The following is a 14,810-nucleotide window of genomic DNA, read 5'->3' on the forward strand; positions in this document are numbered from 1 at the left end:
CGCTGTATTGGTCGCCGTCTTGCTGTGGCTGGCCTCGGGCGGCGCATGGCAGAAAAAATACGATGTCTACCTGGCCGTGGAAGACGAGTCGGTTGCGGGGCTGAACATCGACGCGCCGGTCAAATACAACGGCGTGGATGTGGGCAAGGTGCAGACCATCTCACTGGACAGGACCAACCCGCAGCGCGTGAACCTGCTGTTCGCGATTGAGCGCGGCACGCCAGTCAAGGAAGACACGATTGCGGTGCTGCGGACGCAGGGGCTGACCGGCATTGCCTATGTGGAGCTGAACGGCGGCAGCGTGACATCGCCCACGCTGGTGGCCAAGGGCGATGAAAGATACCCGCAAATCCAGACCAAGCCTTCGCTGGCGGCGCGTCTGGAAAACATACTCACCAGTGTGCTGGCCAAACTGGACAGCACCTCCACCAGCATCAGCGCGATCCTGAGCCCCGAGAACCAGGCGGCGTTTCGCAGCGCGCTGGCAGACATCGCGGTCGTGACGCGCACCGTGGCCGCGCGCAAAGACAAGATAGACAGCGGCCTGGTCGATGGCGCCACCACATTGAAGAACACCGCGCAGGCCAGCGCCAAGCTGACGGACCTGGCCGACCGCGTGAACCGGGCCGCGGACTCGATAGACAAGATGGGCACCGAGGTCTCCAAAACCAGCGTCAGCGCGGGCAAGACTGTGGATGTGATTGGTGCCGATGTGAAGCACTTCAGCATGGAAACGCTGCCCGAGCTGGAGCGTCTGCTGGGCGAGCTGAGCACGCTGAGCGGCTCGCTGCGCCAGTTGACCGACCAGACCCGGCGCGATCCGCGTGGCCTGATTTTTGGACGTACACCGGTGCCTGAAGGCCCCGGCGAAACAGGAGGGGCGCGATGACCCACAACACTTACTCTTGGCGGGCCACGCGCCTGCTTGCAGCGCTGGGCGTTGCGGCCTTGAGCGCTTGCAGTCTGCTCAAGCCCAGCACCGTGGAGCCACCTGCGTTTTATGCGCTGGAGGCTGCACCTGCCAGTGCCCTACCGCGTGCAAGCGACGGCACTATGCGCAAGCTGCCCACGCTGATCATCACGCCCACGCGTGCTGCTGCGGGCTTTGACCACCAACGCATCATCTATGTACGCAATGACCACCAGCTGGAATACTTTGCGCGCAGCGAATGGGTAGATACACCAGCACGCATGCTGGGGCCATTGCTGGCCACTGCCATGCAAAACACGGGTGTTTTTGGCGCGGTGGTGGTGATGCCTGCGGGCGCGACCGGTGACGTACGTCTGGAGACGGAGATCGTCCAGCTGCAACACAATTTTCAGACCAGCCCCAGCAAAGTGCAGTTCACACTGCGCGCCTTTTTGCTGGACAACCAGACGCGCCGTGTGCTGGCATGGCGCGAGTTCCGCGGCGAGGCCGCATCTGCCACCGACACGCCGCAAAGTGGCGTGGCAGCCGCCAACAAAGCCGTGCAAACGGTATTGGCTGAGCTGGCGCAATTCGTGGCGGAACAACCGAGGACAACACCATCATGAAACCTTCTACCTTGCTTCGCGCTCTTGCCGTGGTCATCTCCGGTCTGGTGACCTTGATCCTGATCGTCGTGCTGCTGATCTCGCTGTATGGCTGGAACTGGGCGCGCAAGCCGCTGGAAAACTACGTGCAGGAAAAGACCGGGCGTGCGCTGCAGATTGAGGGCGACCTGACCGTGAAGTTCGGCTGGCCCGTGGCGCGCCTGCGCGCTGACGGTGTGGAGTTTGCCAATCCTGATTGGGCGCAAGAGAAAAAAATGCTGTCCGCGCAGGGCGTGGAAGTCGCGTTGGACCTGTCGCAACTGTTTGTGCGCAAGGTCGCGCTCCCGGAAGTGGTGCTGGACCATGCGGCGGTGTTTCTGGAGCAGGCAGCGGATGGACGCAAGAGCTGGCTGCTGGACCTGGGTCAACAGGATGAGGACGCGCGCATCTGGTACGGCCGTATTTTGCTGGACCACGGCACACTGGGCTATGACGACAAAGCGGAAAAAACCAGCATACGCAGCGAGCTGTCTACATCGAACGCAACCGCCAGCGAGGGCGCAACCGACTTGAGCTTTACCGCGCAAGGCCAGTTCCGCGGAGTGCCTCTCAAGGCGCAAGGCAAGGGCGGCCCGGTGCTGGCGCTGCGCGACACCACACAGCCTTATCCGCTGAAGGGCGAGGCGACATTTGGGCGCACGCAATTGAAGTTGGACGGCACCGTGACCGGCCTCCTGGCACTGACTGCGGTAGACATGCAGATGGCGCTGAAGGGCGAGAGCCTGGAGCAGCTGTATCCGCTCTTGGGCATTGCGTTCCCGGTGACCAAGCCGTACACGACCGAGGGCCACCTGCTGCACCACGACACGACTTGGCGCTACGAGAAATTCACCGGGCGCGTTGGGGCCAGCGATATCGCAGGCTTTGTGCAAGTGGTCACCGGTGGCAAGCGCCCGATGTTGACCGGCGATCTGCGTTCAGAAACTCTGGCGCTGGACGATTTGGGACCCATGATTGGCTCGCGGCCCGGCAGCGTGGCGCAAGCACAAGCCGCTGCACAACCTCCAGCGCCCGCGACGTCGGCGCCTGTACAGACGCCGCCGAAAGCGCGTGTGTTGCCCGATATGCCGTTCCATACCGAGCGCTGGGATTCGGTGGACGCGGACGTGAAGCTGCAGGCCAAGACGGTTGCGCGCGCCAAGGAGTTGCCGATTGAAGACCTGCAAGTGCACCTGAAGATGCAGGACGAGGTGTTGACACTGGAGCCACTGGAATTCGGCTTTGCGGGTGGCACATTGCGCGCCAACATCACGCTGGATGGCAAAGCCAAACCGATCCAGGCGAAAGCCAAGTTTCGCGCACGCAAGCTGCTGCTGTCCAAGCTGTTCCCCACGGTCGAGTTGACCAAGAAAAGCCTGGGGGAGCTCAACGGTGACTTTGATTTGTCGGGTAGCGGCAACTCGGTTGGCAGCATATTGGGCGCGTCCAACGGCAAGATGGGGGTGGTCGTATCCGGCGGGGAAATCAGCCGCATGCTGATGGAGAAGGCGGGCCTGCACGTATGGGAAATCCTGACACTCACATTGACTGGCGACAAGCAGGTCAAGTTGCGCTGTGTAGTGGCTGACTTTGATGTGAAGCAGGGCATCATGCAGACCAATGCACTGGTGTTTGACACCGAAGTGACCACGCTGTTTGGCAGCGGCAGCATTGACTTGCAGCAGGAGCAATTCAACCTGCTGCTGAACCAGCGGACCAAGAACACCAGCCCGGTGGCGCTGCGCAGCCCGATCTATGTGCGCGGCAACTTCGCCAAGCCGAATGTGGGCGTGGACAAGGGCCAGGTCGCGATACGCGCGGCGGGTGCTGTCGCCCTGGGCATCATCAATCCATTTTTGGCGCTGATCCCGCTGGTTGACGCCGGCCCTGGCGCCGACAGCGATTGCGGCCAACTGGTGCGCGATGCGAAGACCTTGGCCAAGTAGGCAAATTGCTTTTTCGCCAGAATCCTTGCCATGACTACTGCAACCACCACCCCCTTCACCCATCCCATCACCGCCAAATGGCCCGCGCAGCACCCTGAGCGGCTGCAGCTCTATTCGCTGCCCACGCCCAATGGTGTGAAGGTGTCCATCCTGTTGGAAGAAATCGGTCTGCCCTACGAGTCGCACCTGGTGAGCTTTGAAACCAACGACCAGATGTCGCCCGCGTTTCTGTCGCTGAACCCGAACAACAAGATCCCGGCGATCCTGGACCCGAATGGTCCCGACGGCAAGCCACTGGCACTGTTCGAGTCGGGTGCGATCCTGGTGTACCTGGCCGAGAAGACCGGGCAGTTCATTCCCAAGGACGCCGCAGGCCGCTACGAAACGCTGCAATGGGTGATGTTCCAGATGGGCGGCATCGGGCCGATGTTTGGGCAACTCGGTTTTTTCCACAAGTTTGCGGGCAAAGACTTTGAAGACAAGCGCCCGCGCGACCGTTATGTGAACGAATCCAAGCGTTTGCTGGCCGTGCTGGAGCAGCGCCTGACCGGGCGCAATTGGATCATGGGCGACGAATACACGATTGCAGACATTGCGATTTTTCCGTGGGTTCGAAATCTGATTGGTTTTTACGGAGCGGGCGATCTGGTGGGCTTTGCCGATTTCCCGAACGTGGCGCGCGTATTGGCGGCGTTTGTGGAACGACCGGCCGTGGTGCGCGGCTTGGTGATTCCCGCTCGCTCCTGATTTGATAGCTGTTTACGCACGTTCTACGGGTGTAAACAGGCGTTTTTGTTGTGAAAGGAGAACGACATGGAAGTTGGAGCCTATCTGTTTTTCAATGGTCGCTGCGACGAAGCGATCGACTTCTACAAAAAAGCGCTCGATGCCGAATTGCAATTTCTGATGCGCAACAACGAAACCCCCGAGTCCACGCCACCCGGCATGCTGCCTGCGGGTTTCGAAGAAAAAGTGACACATGCGACCTTGCGCTTCGGCAAGACCGACGTCATGGTGTCTGACGGCAACAGCAATGTGGCTGGTGACTTCAAGGGCTTCACGCTGTCGGTCACCGCAGACGACATTGCGCAAGCCACGCGCTTCTTCAACGCGCTGGCCGACGAAGGCCATGTGAAGATGCCGCTGGCCAAGACTTTCTGGTCGCCATGTTTTGGCATGGTGGAAGACAAATTTGGTGTGGGCTGGATGGTGTCCATTCCCGCATAAGCTGCAGGTACATGGCAGTTGCGGCCCTGATCCAGGCCGCCCCAAGGTGCAGCCGCGTACATTAGCTGTATGAAAGCTCCGCCACGCCTCCAAGCCCTGATTGAAGAAGGCCTGATCGATACGGTGGTACGCCAGCTGATGAGTGGCAAGGAAGCCATGGTGTTTGTGGTGCGTGTGGGTGACGACACGCGCTGCGCCAAGATCTACAAGGAAGCCAACAACCGCAGCTTTCGACAGGCAGTGGATTACACCGAGAACCGCAAAGTTAAGAATTCACGCTCCGCGCGCGCCATGGCCAAAGGCACGAAGTTTGGCCGCCAGGAGCAGGAGGCCGCCTGGCAAAACGCCGAGGTGGACGCGCTGTACCGGCTGGCTGCGGCTGGCGTACGCGTACCGCAGCCCTACAACTTCCATGACGGGATCTTGCTGATGGAGCTGGTGACCGATGCGAATGGCGATGCCGCGCCACGACTCAACGATGTGGCATTCACCGCGGAACAAGCGCTGCAACACCACGCGACGCTGATTGGCGAAGTGGTACGCATGCTCGGCGCCGGCGTGGTGCACGGAGATTTGTCAGAGTTCAACATCCTGCTGGCAAGCGCAGACGATGTCGACTTCCCGGTGATCATTGATTTACCGCAGGCGGTTGACGCCGCCGGCAACAACCACGCACAACGCATGCTGTTGCGCGACGTAGCGAACTTGCGTGACTTCTTTGGCCAGTTTGCGCCGGAGCTTTTGAAGACCGACTTTGGCCCCGAGATCTGGAGCCTTTACCAGGGCGGCCTGCTCAGCAACGAAACACCGCTGACCGGCCACTTCGAACGCTCCACCGCCAATGTAGACATGCAGGCCGTGCTGCGCGAGATTGACGATGCACGGGCCGAGAACGAAGCGCGAAGACTGCGCATGGCAGCGACTACCCACTGAAAAAAGGAACGGACGATGACACGGATGCGGGGATGGGGTTTGCTGCTGGCGGTATGTGTACCGCTGCTGATACTGTTTAGCTGGAGTCGGCTGGGGTCAGAGTCTTCGCGCATCAATCTGGAGCGCTACGAGACCTGGTCTGCCGAGAACTCGGCCGTGCTGATGCGGCCGCTGATGCAGTACTTCATGAAAAACAAGAAACCCGCCGGGCCAGGCGATTGGGCCCTGCCCGCTGTGCCCAAGAACAGCGGCGTCAAGGCCTGGTCACTGCAAGCCGACACCACGCTCCTGGTGGAACTGGATGCCAAGGTGGACGGACGCGCGGTGCGCCTGACGTATGTGCCACTGGTGCGCTCAGACAACGGCATTTTCTATGACTGCGTGAGCGCTACTTCTCCAGTGCAAGTGGGCCGGTTTTGCCGTGGCGAGGTGTTGAAGTCCGAGGCCGACATTCCGGCCCAATTGGAAGCCAATGCCCGCGTGCTCGGCGGCTTTCCCGCATCGACCGGTGCGTCAGGTAGCGTAGTGGCGGTACCTGCGACGCCAGCCGATCTGAACAACTGTGGCTTTAAGTGTGTCAAACCGCAGAACTGCGCTACACCTCGGCCACTGGCGTGTGGAGTCGTGGTCGATGAAGGCAACAGCCGGTGGCTGGAGGTGTCGGCCACACCGGACGCCTTCCGTGGCAGCGATTTCGCCACCCGCAGCGCAGCCGACAAGGCCTGCGAACAAGCGTTGGGCGCTGGCCACCGCGTGGCCGCTGCGGCCAGCCTGGGCGGTGTCTTCCAGCTTGCGGGCGGCAACGAATACTGGGTGCACAACGATCTGCGCACCGAGGCCAACTGCTGGGCTGCGGACAACCGCTGAGCCAGCGCGGCGTACCGTTTATTTGCCGCTGCGCACCCGTTGCACCAAAAAGCTGGTCGTGCGCAGGGCGCCTTCGCTGCTGCGGGCCATCGCCGGCGAGGTCTGGTACCGACCCTGCACCGCGAGCATGGGCACTGACTCCAGCTGATATTCGTTGACCAGTTGGGTACCGCGCATCACTTTGCTGCGCACACCAAAGGAATTGAACGCGGCCATGACCTTGGTGGCATCGACGCCGCTTTTCGTCAAAAAGGCGGCGATCTCATCGGGTGTTGCAAGGCGCTGGCCGTCCTGGTGAACGGCCTTGAAAATCTTTGCCTGCAGCGTGTCGACCAGGCGCAATTCTTCCAGCGCGTAGTACAGCGGCTGGAAATTCGCCATATTGGCCAGAAACGGGACGGGAACGCGGTGAAAGTACACCTCAGGCGGCAGCTTTTTGATCCAGGCATCCAGCGCGGGTTCGAACTCTGCGCAATGTGGACAGGCATAGGAGAAGAACTCCACCACCTCGACCTTGCCGGCGGGCGGCGTGACTGGCACCGGGGTGCGCATCTTCATGTACTCAGTGCCCTCCGTGGGCGCTGCTTGCGCTTGAGCGGTGTTCAAAAAAGGCAAGCCCAGGCTGGCGGCGGCGAGCTGGACAGAAAATTGACGGCGTTTCACGTATGACCTCGCATCGGTAGTAATGCGCCGCATTATCTCCAAAGCGCACTCCCCTATACTTCCAACGGCCTTACCCGGCCAACGCCGTGCCCCGGAGCTACCCGCTCCGACCCGCACCCTTACAACGCTTTTTTACCCAAACAGCATGAGCGCTTTCATCTTCAACGAACTCAATTTTGACGACCACGAACAAGTGGTCTTCGTCTCCAACGCCAAGGCAGGCCTCAAAGGCATCATCGCCGTCCACAACACCAACCTTGGGCCTGCAATGGGCGGTTGCCGCATGTGGAACTACGCGACCGAAGCGCTGGCCGTCAACGATGTGCTGCGCCTCTCGCGCGGCATGACCTACAAGAACGCTGTCGCCGGCCTGCCGATTGGCGGCGGCAAGAGCGTGATCATAGGCAATCCCAAGACTGACAAGACCCCTGCGCTGTTTGAAGCACTGGGCGAAGCGCTAGAGCGTTTGGGCGGGCGTTACATCACCGCCGAAGACGTGGGCACCAGCCCCGCCGATATGGCGCATGTGGCCACAAAGACTACTTACGTGGCCGGTCTGGGCGCCAGCGGCGACCCGTCACCGTTCACCGCACTGGGCTGTTTTGTCGGTGCGCAAGCCGCCATCAAACACCACCTGAAGCGCGACAGCTTTGAGGGCCTGACGGTTGCTTTGCAGGGCCTGGGCCACGTGGGCTATGACTACGCACGCCGCCTGCACGCTGCGGGAGCCAAGCTGATCGTTGCCGACATTGACACCGCCGCGCTGGACCGCGCGCGTGCCGAGTTTGGCGCGACCGTGGTGGATGTGGATGCGATCTACGACGCACAAGCTGATATTTACGCACCTTGCGCACTGGGCGCCACGCTGAACGCGAACACGCTTACGCGCCTGAAAGCCAGCATCATTGCGGGCGGAGCGAATAACCAATTGGCCACGGCCGAGATTGGCGAACAGTTGCGCCAGAAGGGCGTCTTGTATGTGCCGGACTTTGTGATCAACGCCGGCGGCATCATCAAGGTTTGCTACGAATACCTGAAGAAACCGGAAGCCGATGTCGAGGCACATGTGCGCGAGATCGGCGACACGTTGACGGAAGTATTCACACGTGCCGACAAGGAAGGCCGCGCAACCAGCGTAGTGGCCGACGAAGTGGCGCAGGCGCGCTTCCAGCGCTAAGCCTGAATACGGTTTGGCGGAGGCCTACTTGAGGTAGGCCGACAAACCGTAGCCCACGTAGCCGGTGTTCGAGCCGAACGTGGTCTGACTGGCGGACAACTGCTTCACCGCGGCGAGTATCGCGCTCTGTTGGGTCTTCAGGGTGGTGGAGCGCTGGTTCAACGACGCAATCGAGCCATTGACCACGCCACCAGCGGTCAATTCGTTGCTGGCGGATTTCTCCACAGCCTGCGCAAGCTTGACCAACGAGGCCTGCACTGCAGCCGGATCGGCTTTTTGCGCCGCGTCAAATTTCTTCGCATCAACGGTCAGTGTGCCGTCCGACTCCAGCTTGAAGCCCAGCTTCTTCGCTGCATCCGCAACCGCAGTGTTGCCAGACAGGGCATTTCCCAGATCGCGCGTCACACGGCGGGCGTTGCTGGACTCCAGCGCCGAAGCGCTGGAAAGATTGGCGGTGGCGTTTGCTGTGATCACCGCGGCGCTGAAACTGGCGGCAAAGTTGCTGGCCGCAGCGCGCACATTCGCAACGCTGGACTGGGGGGTGGTGGCAGCAAGGCTTTTTGCGTCGAGCTGCAGGTTCGACACCGCAGATTTGAGCTTGCCAAAAGAGGAAAGCTGGGCCGTGGTGGTGTCGAGCTGTGTCTGAATACGGGCGGTCGCCTTGTCCATCGCCTTGGAGGCAGGGCTTGCGGCCGTGGTGGAATTGGCGGTGGTTTGCGCTGCCGTTTGGTTGGCGGTCTGGCCACTGCTCAGATTACCAGCAGTGGCGTTGTTGACCAGTTGGGCGATAGTCAGTGACATAAGACCACCACGATACACCTTTGCCCCTCAGGCTGTGCAAGTATTTGGTACGCAACCACGGTCCATTTGTGGTCTGACGGCTGCCCCTGCCTGCTTTGCAAAGCGCCACTAAGGCAGTATCTCGGCCACCGCGTCCCAGGCCTCGGGGGCAATACGGCCTTCATGCCGGGCAAATACCTTGCCGTTCGTATCCAGCACCAGCGTCAGCGGCAGTTTGGCGGCGACTTGCCCTGGCGACCACAGCACCACCGGGCGCGCAGATTGCGTTTGGGTCACCAGATGCTCGTAGGCGCGCCATTCCGTCGCATCGTTATCCACGTTGACGGTGACCAATACAAAGGGCTTGTTACGCCAGCCCAGCATATTGGCGCGCAACTCAGGCAAGTGCGAGCGACACACCGCGCAACGCGTAGACCAGTAAAACAGCATGACCACTTTGCCCTTGAGAGCGGATTGGTCAAAACTTGCGCCCTCCAGCGTGGTGGCCTGTGTCAACAGTGGCGGCGCTGCGGCGCTTTGCGCCTGGGCCGACGCGCCGCATAGCAGCGCGCAGAACATCAGCAAGACATAGGTCAGACGCAAAGAGGAGAGGTAGGTGGTGGGCATAGGTGAGGATTCGTTGTTGCCATTGGTCGGGCCAACAGCGCATTCCTTACACCCACGGGGTCGCTATAATTTTGGTAGCTGCTCACGCTTTACTGGCGGGCATCCGCGGACTATTTCATCCCAGACTGCGGCTGCGCCACCAGCCTTCGGCGCTGTACACCAGTAGCGCCGCCCAGATCAACGCGAACCCGGCAAAGCGCGCGTGTTCAAACGGCTCGCCGAACATCCAGACGCCCAACGCAAACTGCAGGCTCGGCGAGATGTACTGCAGGATGCCCATGGTGGTCAGCGGCACACGCCGCGCGCCAGCGGCAAACAGCAGCAGCGGAATGGCGGTCAGCGGCCCGGCCAGCAGCAGCAAACCCAGCATTCGCATATCACCCTGCACCAGCACGCCCTGGCCTTGACCAGCCCACCAGCCCAAGGCGGCAAGTGCCAACGGCGCCAGAATCATGGTCTCCAGCGCCAGCCCTTCGAGCGCACCCAGCGTGGCGATCTTGCGCAGCAGGCCGTAGAAACCAAAAGTGAACGCGAGAAACAACGCAATCCACGGCAAATGCCCGGCCTGCACCGTGAGCCACAGCACACCGGCGCTGGCCAGCCCCACTGCCACCCACTGCCATGGGCGGGGTCGCTCACGCAGCAGTACATAGCCCATCGCCACGTTGACCAAAGGCAAGATGAAGTAACCCAGGCTCGCATCGAGCACATGCCCGTTTTGCACAGACCAGACATACATCAACCAGTTGGCAGACAGCAGCAGCGCAGACAGCGCAAACGCTGCCAATATGCGCGGTTTGCACAGCAGCTCAGGCAGCCACGCCCAGTGCTTGCGCACCAGCAGTAAGCCGAGCAAAAACACCAATGACCAGACGGTGCGGTGCATCACCACTTCCAGAGCAGGGATCTCTGCCAGAAGATGAAAGTAGATGGGGAACAGGCCCCAACAGGTATAGGCCAGGGCGGCGTAAAGAATGCCACGGTTCATGGATTGTTTTTATGCGCCGTGTTGTCGAGGCATTGTTTGCATGGTGATGGCAGCATTATTTCCGGATCATGCGTGTCGGGTACTCCCCTTCGCAAATGTCCCCCGGCCCGTGAGGGACCTCCTCCTTTATTCGAGGCTTACCCAGTGCCGTCAGCGGGCAAAAGAGAGGACTTCGCGCGCATGAAAAAGGGGCGAGAGAAGACCCCTCGCCCCTTAGACAGAACGCAAACAGAATTACTTGGCGACGACGCGAACCATCTCCAGGCACTTGTTGGAGTAGCCCCATTCGTTGTCATACCAGCTCACCAGCTTGACGAAGGTGCCGTCCAAAGCAATGGAGGCATCCGCATCAAACACGCTGGTGCAAGTCTCGCCGCGGAAGTCGGTCGCAACGACCTTGTCTTCTGTGTAGCCCAACACGCCCTTCAGCGCGCCTTGCGACTGTGCCTTCATCTCGGCGCAGATTTCAGCCAGCGTAGCGGGGCTGTTGAGCTCGCAAGTCAGGTCGACCACAGACACATCAGAAGTAGGCACGCGGAAGGACATGCCAGTGAGCTTCTTGTTCAGCTCAGGGATCACCACGCCCACGGCCTTGGCAGCGCCAGTGGAAGAAGGAATGATGTTTTCAAGAATGCCACGGCCACCGCGCCAGTCTTTGTTGGATGGGCCGTCCACTGTCTTCTGTGTGGCGGTTGCAGCGTGTACCGTCGTCATCAGGCCACGCTTGATGCCCCACTTGTCATGCACAACCTTGGCCAGCGGAGCCAGGCAGTTGGTGGTACAGGATGCGTTGGAGATGATGGCTTCGCCCTTGTAGGTGGCGTGGTTCACGCCGTAGACAAACATGGGGGTGTCATCCTTGGAAGGTGCGGAGAAGATGACCTTCTTCGCGCCCGCTGCCAGGTGCTTTTCGCCACCGGCCTTGTCCAGGAAGATGCCGGTGGATTCGATCACGATGTCGGCACCGACTTCATTCCATTTCAGGTCGGTTGGGTCTTTTTCCTGTGTCAAACGGATCTTCTTGCCATTGACGATCAGGGTGTTGCCCTCGACCGCAATGGTTCCCTTGAAGCGGCCGTGCACGCTGTCGTATTGCAGCATGTAGGCCAGGTACTCGGGCTCCAGCAGGTCATTGATTGCAACGACTTCGATATCGCTGAAGTTTTGAATAGCTGAGCGCAACACGTTGCGTCCGATACGGCCAAAGCCGTTGATACCAATCTTGATCGTCATGGGAGCCCCTTAAAGAAGAAATGATTTTGCAGGATGTTTTGGCCAGCGGGTTACGTTCCGATTACTTGCGCAGCAGCACCTTGTGCACAGTGTCGGCCACGTTCTCGGGTGTGAAGCCAAAGTGTTTGAACAGTACCGGTGCGGGCGCAGACTCGCCGAAAGTGTCGAGGCCGACAACGGCAGAGACGCCGTATTTCCACCAGCCGTCGGTGGAGCCCATTTCCACCGCCACGCGGGGGATGCCTGCGGGCAGGACTTCCAGCTTGTAGGCAGCGCTTTGCTTGTCGAAGGTGGTGGTGCTGGGCATGGAGACCACGCGCACTGCAATCTTGCGTTGGGCCAGCAGCTCTTGCGCTTTCAGTGCCAGTTGCACTTCGGAGCCGGTAGCAATGATGACGGCCTGTGCCTTTTTGTTGATGCCGACTTCGGTCGGTTCGGCCAGCACGTAAGCGCCCTTGGCTATAGCGTCCAGACCGCTGGCGTCAGGAGCCGCAGCCGAATCACCCTTGGGTGCGTAGCTGATGTTCTGACGGGACAGCAGCAGCGCGGTGGGCTTGGCTGTATTTTGCAAAGCGACGGTCCAGGCGACAGCCGTTTCTGCGGTATCGCCCGGGCGCCATACGTCCAGGTTCGGGATCAAGCGCAACGATGCAGCGTGCTCGACGGACTGGTGCGTCGGGCCGTCTTCGCCCAGGCCAATGGAGTCGTGCGTGAACACATGCACCACACGGATCTTCATCAGCGCAGCCATGCGGATCGCGTTGCGGCTGTAATCGCTGAAGGTCAGGAAGGTGCCGCCGTAGGGGATGAAACCACCGTGCAGCGCAACGCCATTCATGATCGCGGCCATACCGAATTCGCGCACGCCGTAGTTGATGTGGCGACCACCTTGACCCGCTTCGTTCTTGACGACTGCACCGGTCAGCGCATCAAAGCGCAGGCTGGGCGTGCTCTTGGTGTTGGTCAGGTTGGAGCCGGTCAGATCGGCAGAGCCGCCCAACATTTCAGGCAGCGCGGCGGTGAAAGACTCCAGCGCCAGTTGCGATGCCTTGCGGCTAGCCACGGTCTCGGCCTTCTGGTGCGCGCCGATCACGGTATCCACCGCGGTCTGTACAAAGTTCTTCGGCAGGTCGCCCTTCATGCGGCGCACCAGTTCTTTGGCGAGGTCAGGGTAGGCGGCTTTGTAGGCGGCGAACTTGACGTTCCAGGCTGCTTCTGCCGCCTTGCCTTTTTCCTTGGCATCCCAGTCGGCGTAGATTTCCTTGGGGATCACAAACGGTGCGGAATCCCAACCCAGTGCCGCGCGTGTGAGCTTGATTTCTTCAGCGCCCAGCGGCTCGCCGTGGGCCTTGGAGGTGTTGGCGCGGTTGGGGCTGCCCTTGCCGATATGCGTCTTGCAGATGATCAGCGTGGGGTGCTCAGTATGTGCCTTCGCATCGGCAATCGCCTTGGACACCAGCGCCGGGTTGTGGCCGTCGATGGGGCCAATCACATTCCAGCCGTAGGACACAAAGCGCAATGCAGTGTTGTCGGCAAACCAGGGGGTGACCTGACCGTCAATCGAAATGCCGTTGTCGTCGTACAGCGCGATCAGCTTGTTGAGCTTCCATGCACCGGCCAGCGATGCGGCTTCATGGCTGATGCCTTCCATCAGGCAGCCGTCGCCCAGCATCACGTAGGTGTGGTGGTCGACCACGGTGTGGCCTTCGCGGTTGAACTCGGAAGCCAGCAGCTTTTCGGCCAACGCCATGCCGACCGCATTGGTCACACCCTGACCCAGCGGGCCGGTGGTGGTTTCAACGCCGGGGGTGATGCCGAACTCGGGGTGGCCAGCGGTCTTACTGTGCAGCTGGCGGAAGTTCTTCAGCTCGTTCATCGGCAGCTTGTAGCCGGTGAGGTGCAGCAGCGCATAAATCAGCATGGAGCCGTGGCCGTTGGACAGCACGAAGCGGTCGCGGTTCATCCAGTGGGGGTTGGTCGGGTTGTGGCTCAGGTGCTCACCCCACAGGGCTACCGCCATATCGGCCATGCCCATGGGCGCGCCGGGGTGGCCGGAATTGGCCTGTTGGACGGCATCCATTGCCAGGGCGCGGATCGCGTTGGCCATTTGTTGGGGGTTTTGCGTGAGGGCCATGGGGCAAGCGACTCCGGAGTAGATAAGAGAGGGGTGGGCTGGGGTTAGCCCACCATTTTACCGGGGCAATTTGGGGGTCGGGTTACGGGTAGGCCACACAAGGGCCAGTACAGTGCGGGGCTGGAATGAAGGGAACTCTTTTGTGAACTCGACACTGGACGCCCGCACCCGTTGGCTGGCCCTGATGGTGCTGTGCCTGGGCACGCTGATGATCGTGCTGGACACCACCATTGTGGATGTGGCGCTGCCTTCCATACGCGCGGACTTGCAGTTTTCCGAGACGGCGATGCTGGTGGGGGCGGGGTTTGCGGCAGTGGCCGCCTTACTAAGCGCCTGGCTGGTGCGCGACGGCGCAAAACCCACCGAACCGTTGTCAAACGCACAGACATGAGGGCACCGGGTGTTACCCTGCAACCCTATCCAAAGGAAACAGCATGAACTCTCTGAGAATCGCCGCACTGGCACTGATCGTCGCCGGCGTACTGGGCCTGCTGTACGGCAGCTTCAGCTACACCAAGGACACACATGACGTGAAACTCGGTCCGATAGAGTTTTCCGTCAAGGAAAAAGAAACCATCAATGTGCCGGTCTGGGCGGGCGTAGCTGCCATCGCAGTCGGCGCGGCACTGTTGCTGGTGGGCTCCAAAAAGGGCTGACTTTCACGCTGACCGGGGCACCGGT

Annotated in this window: 15 protein-coding genes and 1 pseudogene; 10 read left to right on the forward strand and 6 right to left on the reverse strand. The window is 60.7% G+C overall.

The features are described 5' to 3' along the window. The first annotated feature begins 7 nt into the window (after positions 1 to 7). The 7 genes from AC1DV6_RS06625 (at position 8) to AC1DV6_RS06655 (ending at position 6,527) form a co-directional block, all read left to right on the forward strand. Positions 8 to 889 carry an MlaD family protein gene (locus AC1DV6_RS06625; protein ID WP_477976334.1) on the forward strand — a complete coding sequence of 294 codons (882 nt, stop codon included), beginning with the start codon at positions 8 to 10 and terminating at the stop codon, positions 887 to 889. After that, positions 886 to 1,536 (forward strand): ABC-type transport auxiliary lipoprotein family protein, encoded by a 651-nt coding sequence (locus tag AC1DV6_RS06630; RefSeq protein ID WP_477976336.1) that lies wholly within the window; start codon positions 886 to 888, stop codon positions 1,534 to 1,536. Before AC1DV6_RS06625 ends, AC1DV6_RS06630 begins: the two co-directional genes overlap by 4 nt. After that, on the forward strand, positions 1,533 to 3,500 hold the full coding sequence (locus tag AC1DV6_RS06635) for an AsmA family protein (protein WP_477976338.1): 1,968 nt from the start codon (positions 1,533 to 1,535) through the stop codon (positions 3,498 to 3,500). The genes AC1DV6_RS06630 and AC1DV6_RS06635 overlap by 4 nt, the downstream gene beginning before the upstream one ends. A 30-nt stretch (positions 3,501 to 3,530) precedes the next feature. After that, positions 3,531 to 4,247: a glutathione S-transferase N-terminal domain-containing protein gene (locus AC1DV6_RS06640; protein WP_477976340.1), complete on the forward strand. Its 717-nt coding sequence runs from the start codon at positions 3,531 to 3,533 to the stop codon at positions 4,245 to 4,247. 66 nt (positions 4,248 to 4,313) lie between these two features. After that, positions 4,314 to 4,727 (forward strand): VOC family protein, encoded by a 414-nt coding sequence (locus AC1DV6_RS06645; RefSeq protein ID WP_477976342.1) that lies wholly within the window; start codon positions 4,314 to 4,316, stop codon positions 4,725 to 4,727. 69 nt (positions 4,728 to 4,796) lie between these two features. Then, positions 4,797 to 5,660 carry a PA4780 family RIO1-like protein kinase gene (locus AC1DV6_RS06650; protein WP_477976344.1) on the forward strand — a complete coding sequence of 288 codons (864 nt, stop codon included), beginning with the start codon at positions 4,797 to 4,799 and terminating at the stop codon, positions 5,658 to 5,660. A 15-nt stretch (positions 5,661 to 5,675) separates the two neighbouring features. Continuing rightward, positions 5,676 to 6,527, forward strand: a complete 852-nt coding sequence (locus tag AC1DV6_RS06655; protein ID WP_477976345.1) for a hypothetical protein — start codon at positions 5,676 to 5,678, stop codon at positions 6,525 to 6,527. A gap of 18 nt (positions 6,528 to 6,545) precedes the next feature. Here the strand turns inward: AC1DV6_RS06655 and AC1DV6_RS06660 are convergent, their stop codons facing one another. Further along, entirely contained in the window at positions 6,546 to 7,190 is a 645-nt protein-coding gene (locus AC1DV6_RS06660) for a thiol:disulfide interchange protein DsbA/DsbL (protein WP_477976346.1), read from the reverse strand. Positions 7,191 to 7,335: 145 nt separating this feature from the next. On the opposite strand from AC1DV6_RS06660, the gene AC1DV6_RS06665 reads away from it, so the two are divergent. After that, positions 7,336 to 8,367 (forward strand): Glu/Leu/Phe/Val family dehydrogenase, encoded by a 1,032-nt coding sequence (locus AC1DV6_RS06665; RefSeq protein ID WP_477976348.1) that lies wholly within the window; start codon positions 7,336 to 7,338, stop codon positions 8,365 to 8,367. Between the two features lie 24 nt (positions 8,368 to 8,391). On the opposite strand, the gene fliD is transcribed toward AC1DV6_RS06665, so the two are convergent. The 5 genes from fliD to tkt all read right to left on the reverse strand — a co-directional run bounded on the left by fliD (position 8,392) and on the right by tkt (position 14,129). Beyond that, the gene (gene fliD, locus AC1DV6_RS06670; RefSeq protein WP_477976350.1) at positions 8,392 to 9,168 is read right to left on the reverse strand and encodes a flagellar filament capping protein FliD; all 777 of its coding nucleotides are present in this window, start codon (positions 9,166 to 9,168) and stop codon (positions 8,392 to 8,394) included. A gap of 108 nt (positions 9,169 to 9,276) precedes the next feature. Continuing rightward, a complete protein-coding gene (locus tag AC1DV6_RS06675) occupies positions 9,277 to 9,774 on the reverse strand; it encodes a TlpA family protein disulfide reductase (protein ID WP_477976352.1) in 498 nt (165 codons plus the stop codon). A gap of 115 nt (positions 9,775 to 9,889) precedes the next feature. Continuing rightward, positions 9,890 to 10,762, reverse strand: coding sequence for an EamA family transporter RarD (gene rarD, locus AC1DV6_RS06680; RefSeq protein ID WP_477976353.1), 873 nt, complete (start codon positions 10,760 to 10,762; stop codon positions 9,890 to 9,892). A 234-nt stretch (positions 10,763 to 10,996) separates the two neighbouring features. Continuing rightward, positions 10,997 to 11,995: a type I glyceraldehyde-3-phosphate dehydrogenase gene (gene gap, locus AC1DV6_RS06685; protein WP_477976356.1), complete on the reverse strand. Its 999-nt coding sequence runs from the start codon at positions 11,993 to 11,995 to the stop codon at positions 10,997 to 10,999. Positions 11,996 to 12,056: 61 nt separating this feature from the next. Then, entirely contained in the window at positions 12,057 to 14,129 is a 2,073-nt protein-coding gene (tkt, locus tag AC1DV6_RS06690) for a transketolase (protein ID WP_477976357.1), read from the reverse strand. Between the two features lie 142 nt (positions 14,130 to 14,271). Between tkt and AC1DV6_RS06695 the strand changes: the two are divergent. Both AC1DV6_RS06695 and AC1DV6_RS06700 read left to right on the forward strand, forming a co-directional pair. Then, positions 14,272 to 14,421, forward strand: a pseudogene (locus AC1DV6_RS06695) (MFS transporter); the annotation flags it as partial. 142 nt (positions 14,422 to 14,563) lie between these two features. Next, positions 14,564 to 14,785 carry a hypothetical protein gene (locus tag AC1DV6_RS06700; protein WP_477976359.1) on the forward strand — a complete coding sequence of 74 codons (222 nt, stop codon included), beginning with the start codon at positions 14,564 to 14,566 and terminating at the stop codon, positions 14,783 to 14,785. Positions 14,786 to 14,810 lie beyond the last annotated feature (25 nt).

Source organism: Rhodoferax sp. P2_H8_2 (assembly GCF_056403235.1).

Excerpts from the sequence above, each read along its gene's own strand:
- AC1DV6_RS06630 (WP_477976336.1), top strand. The coding sequence starts at position 886 with ATGACCCACAACACTTACTCTTGGCGGGCCACGCGCCTGCTTGCAGCG.
- AC1DV6_RS06635 (WP_477976338.1), top strand. The coding sequence starts at position 1,533 with ATGAAACCTTCTACCTTGCTTCGCGCTCTTGCCGTGGTCATCTCCGGT.
- AC1DV6_RS06640 (WP_477976340.1), top strand. The coding sequence starts at position 3,531 with ATGACTACTGCAACCACCACCCCCTTCACCCATCCCATCACCGCCAAA.
- AC1DV6_RS06645 (WP_477976342.1), top strand. The coding sequence starts at position 4,314 with ATGGAAGTTGGAGCCTATCTGTTTTTCAATGGTCGCTGCGACGAAGCG.
- AC1DV6_RS06650 (WP_477976344.1), top strand. The coding sequence starts at position 4,797 with ATGAAAGCTCCGCCACGCCTCCAAGCCCTGATTGAAGAAGGCCTGATC.
- AC1DV6_RS06655 (WP_477976345.1), top strand. The coding sequence starts at position 5,676 with ATGACACGGATGCGGGGATGGGGTTTGCTGCTGGCGGTATGTGTACCG.
- AC1DV6_RS06665 (WP_477976348.1), top strand. The coding sequence starts at position 7,336 with ATGAGCGCTTTCATCTTCAACGAACTCAATTTTGACGACCACGAACAA.
- fliD (WP_477976350.1), bottom strand. The coding sequence starts at position 9,168 with ATGTCACTGACTATCGCCCAACTGGTCAACAACGCCACTGCTGGTAAT.
- AC1DV6_RS06675 (WP_477976352.1), bottom strand. The coding sequence starts at position 9,774 with ATGCCCACCACCTACCTCTCCTCTTTGCGTCTGACCTATGTCTTGCTG.
- rarD (WP_477976353.1), bottom strand. The coding sequence starts at position 10,762 with ATGAACCGTGGCATTCTTTACGCCGCCCTGGCCTATACCTGTTGGGGC.
- gap (WP_477976356.1), bottom strand. The coding sequence starts at position 11,995 with ATGACGATCAAGATTGGTATCAACGGCTTTGGCCGTATCGGACGCAAC.
- tkt (WP_477976357.1), bottom strand. The coding sequence starts at position 14,129 with ATGGCCCTCACGCAAAACCCCCAACAAATGGCCAACGCGATCCGCGCC.
- AC1DV6_RS06700 (WP_477976359.1), top strand. The coding sequence starts at position 14,564 with ATGAACTCTCTGAGAATCGCCGCACTGGCACTGATCGTCGCCGGCGTA.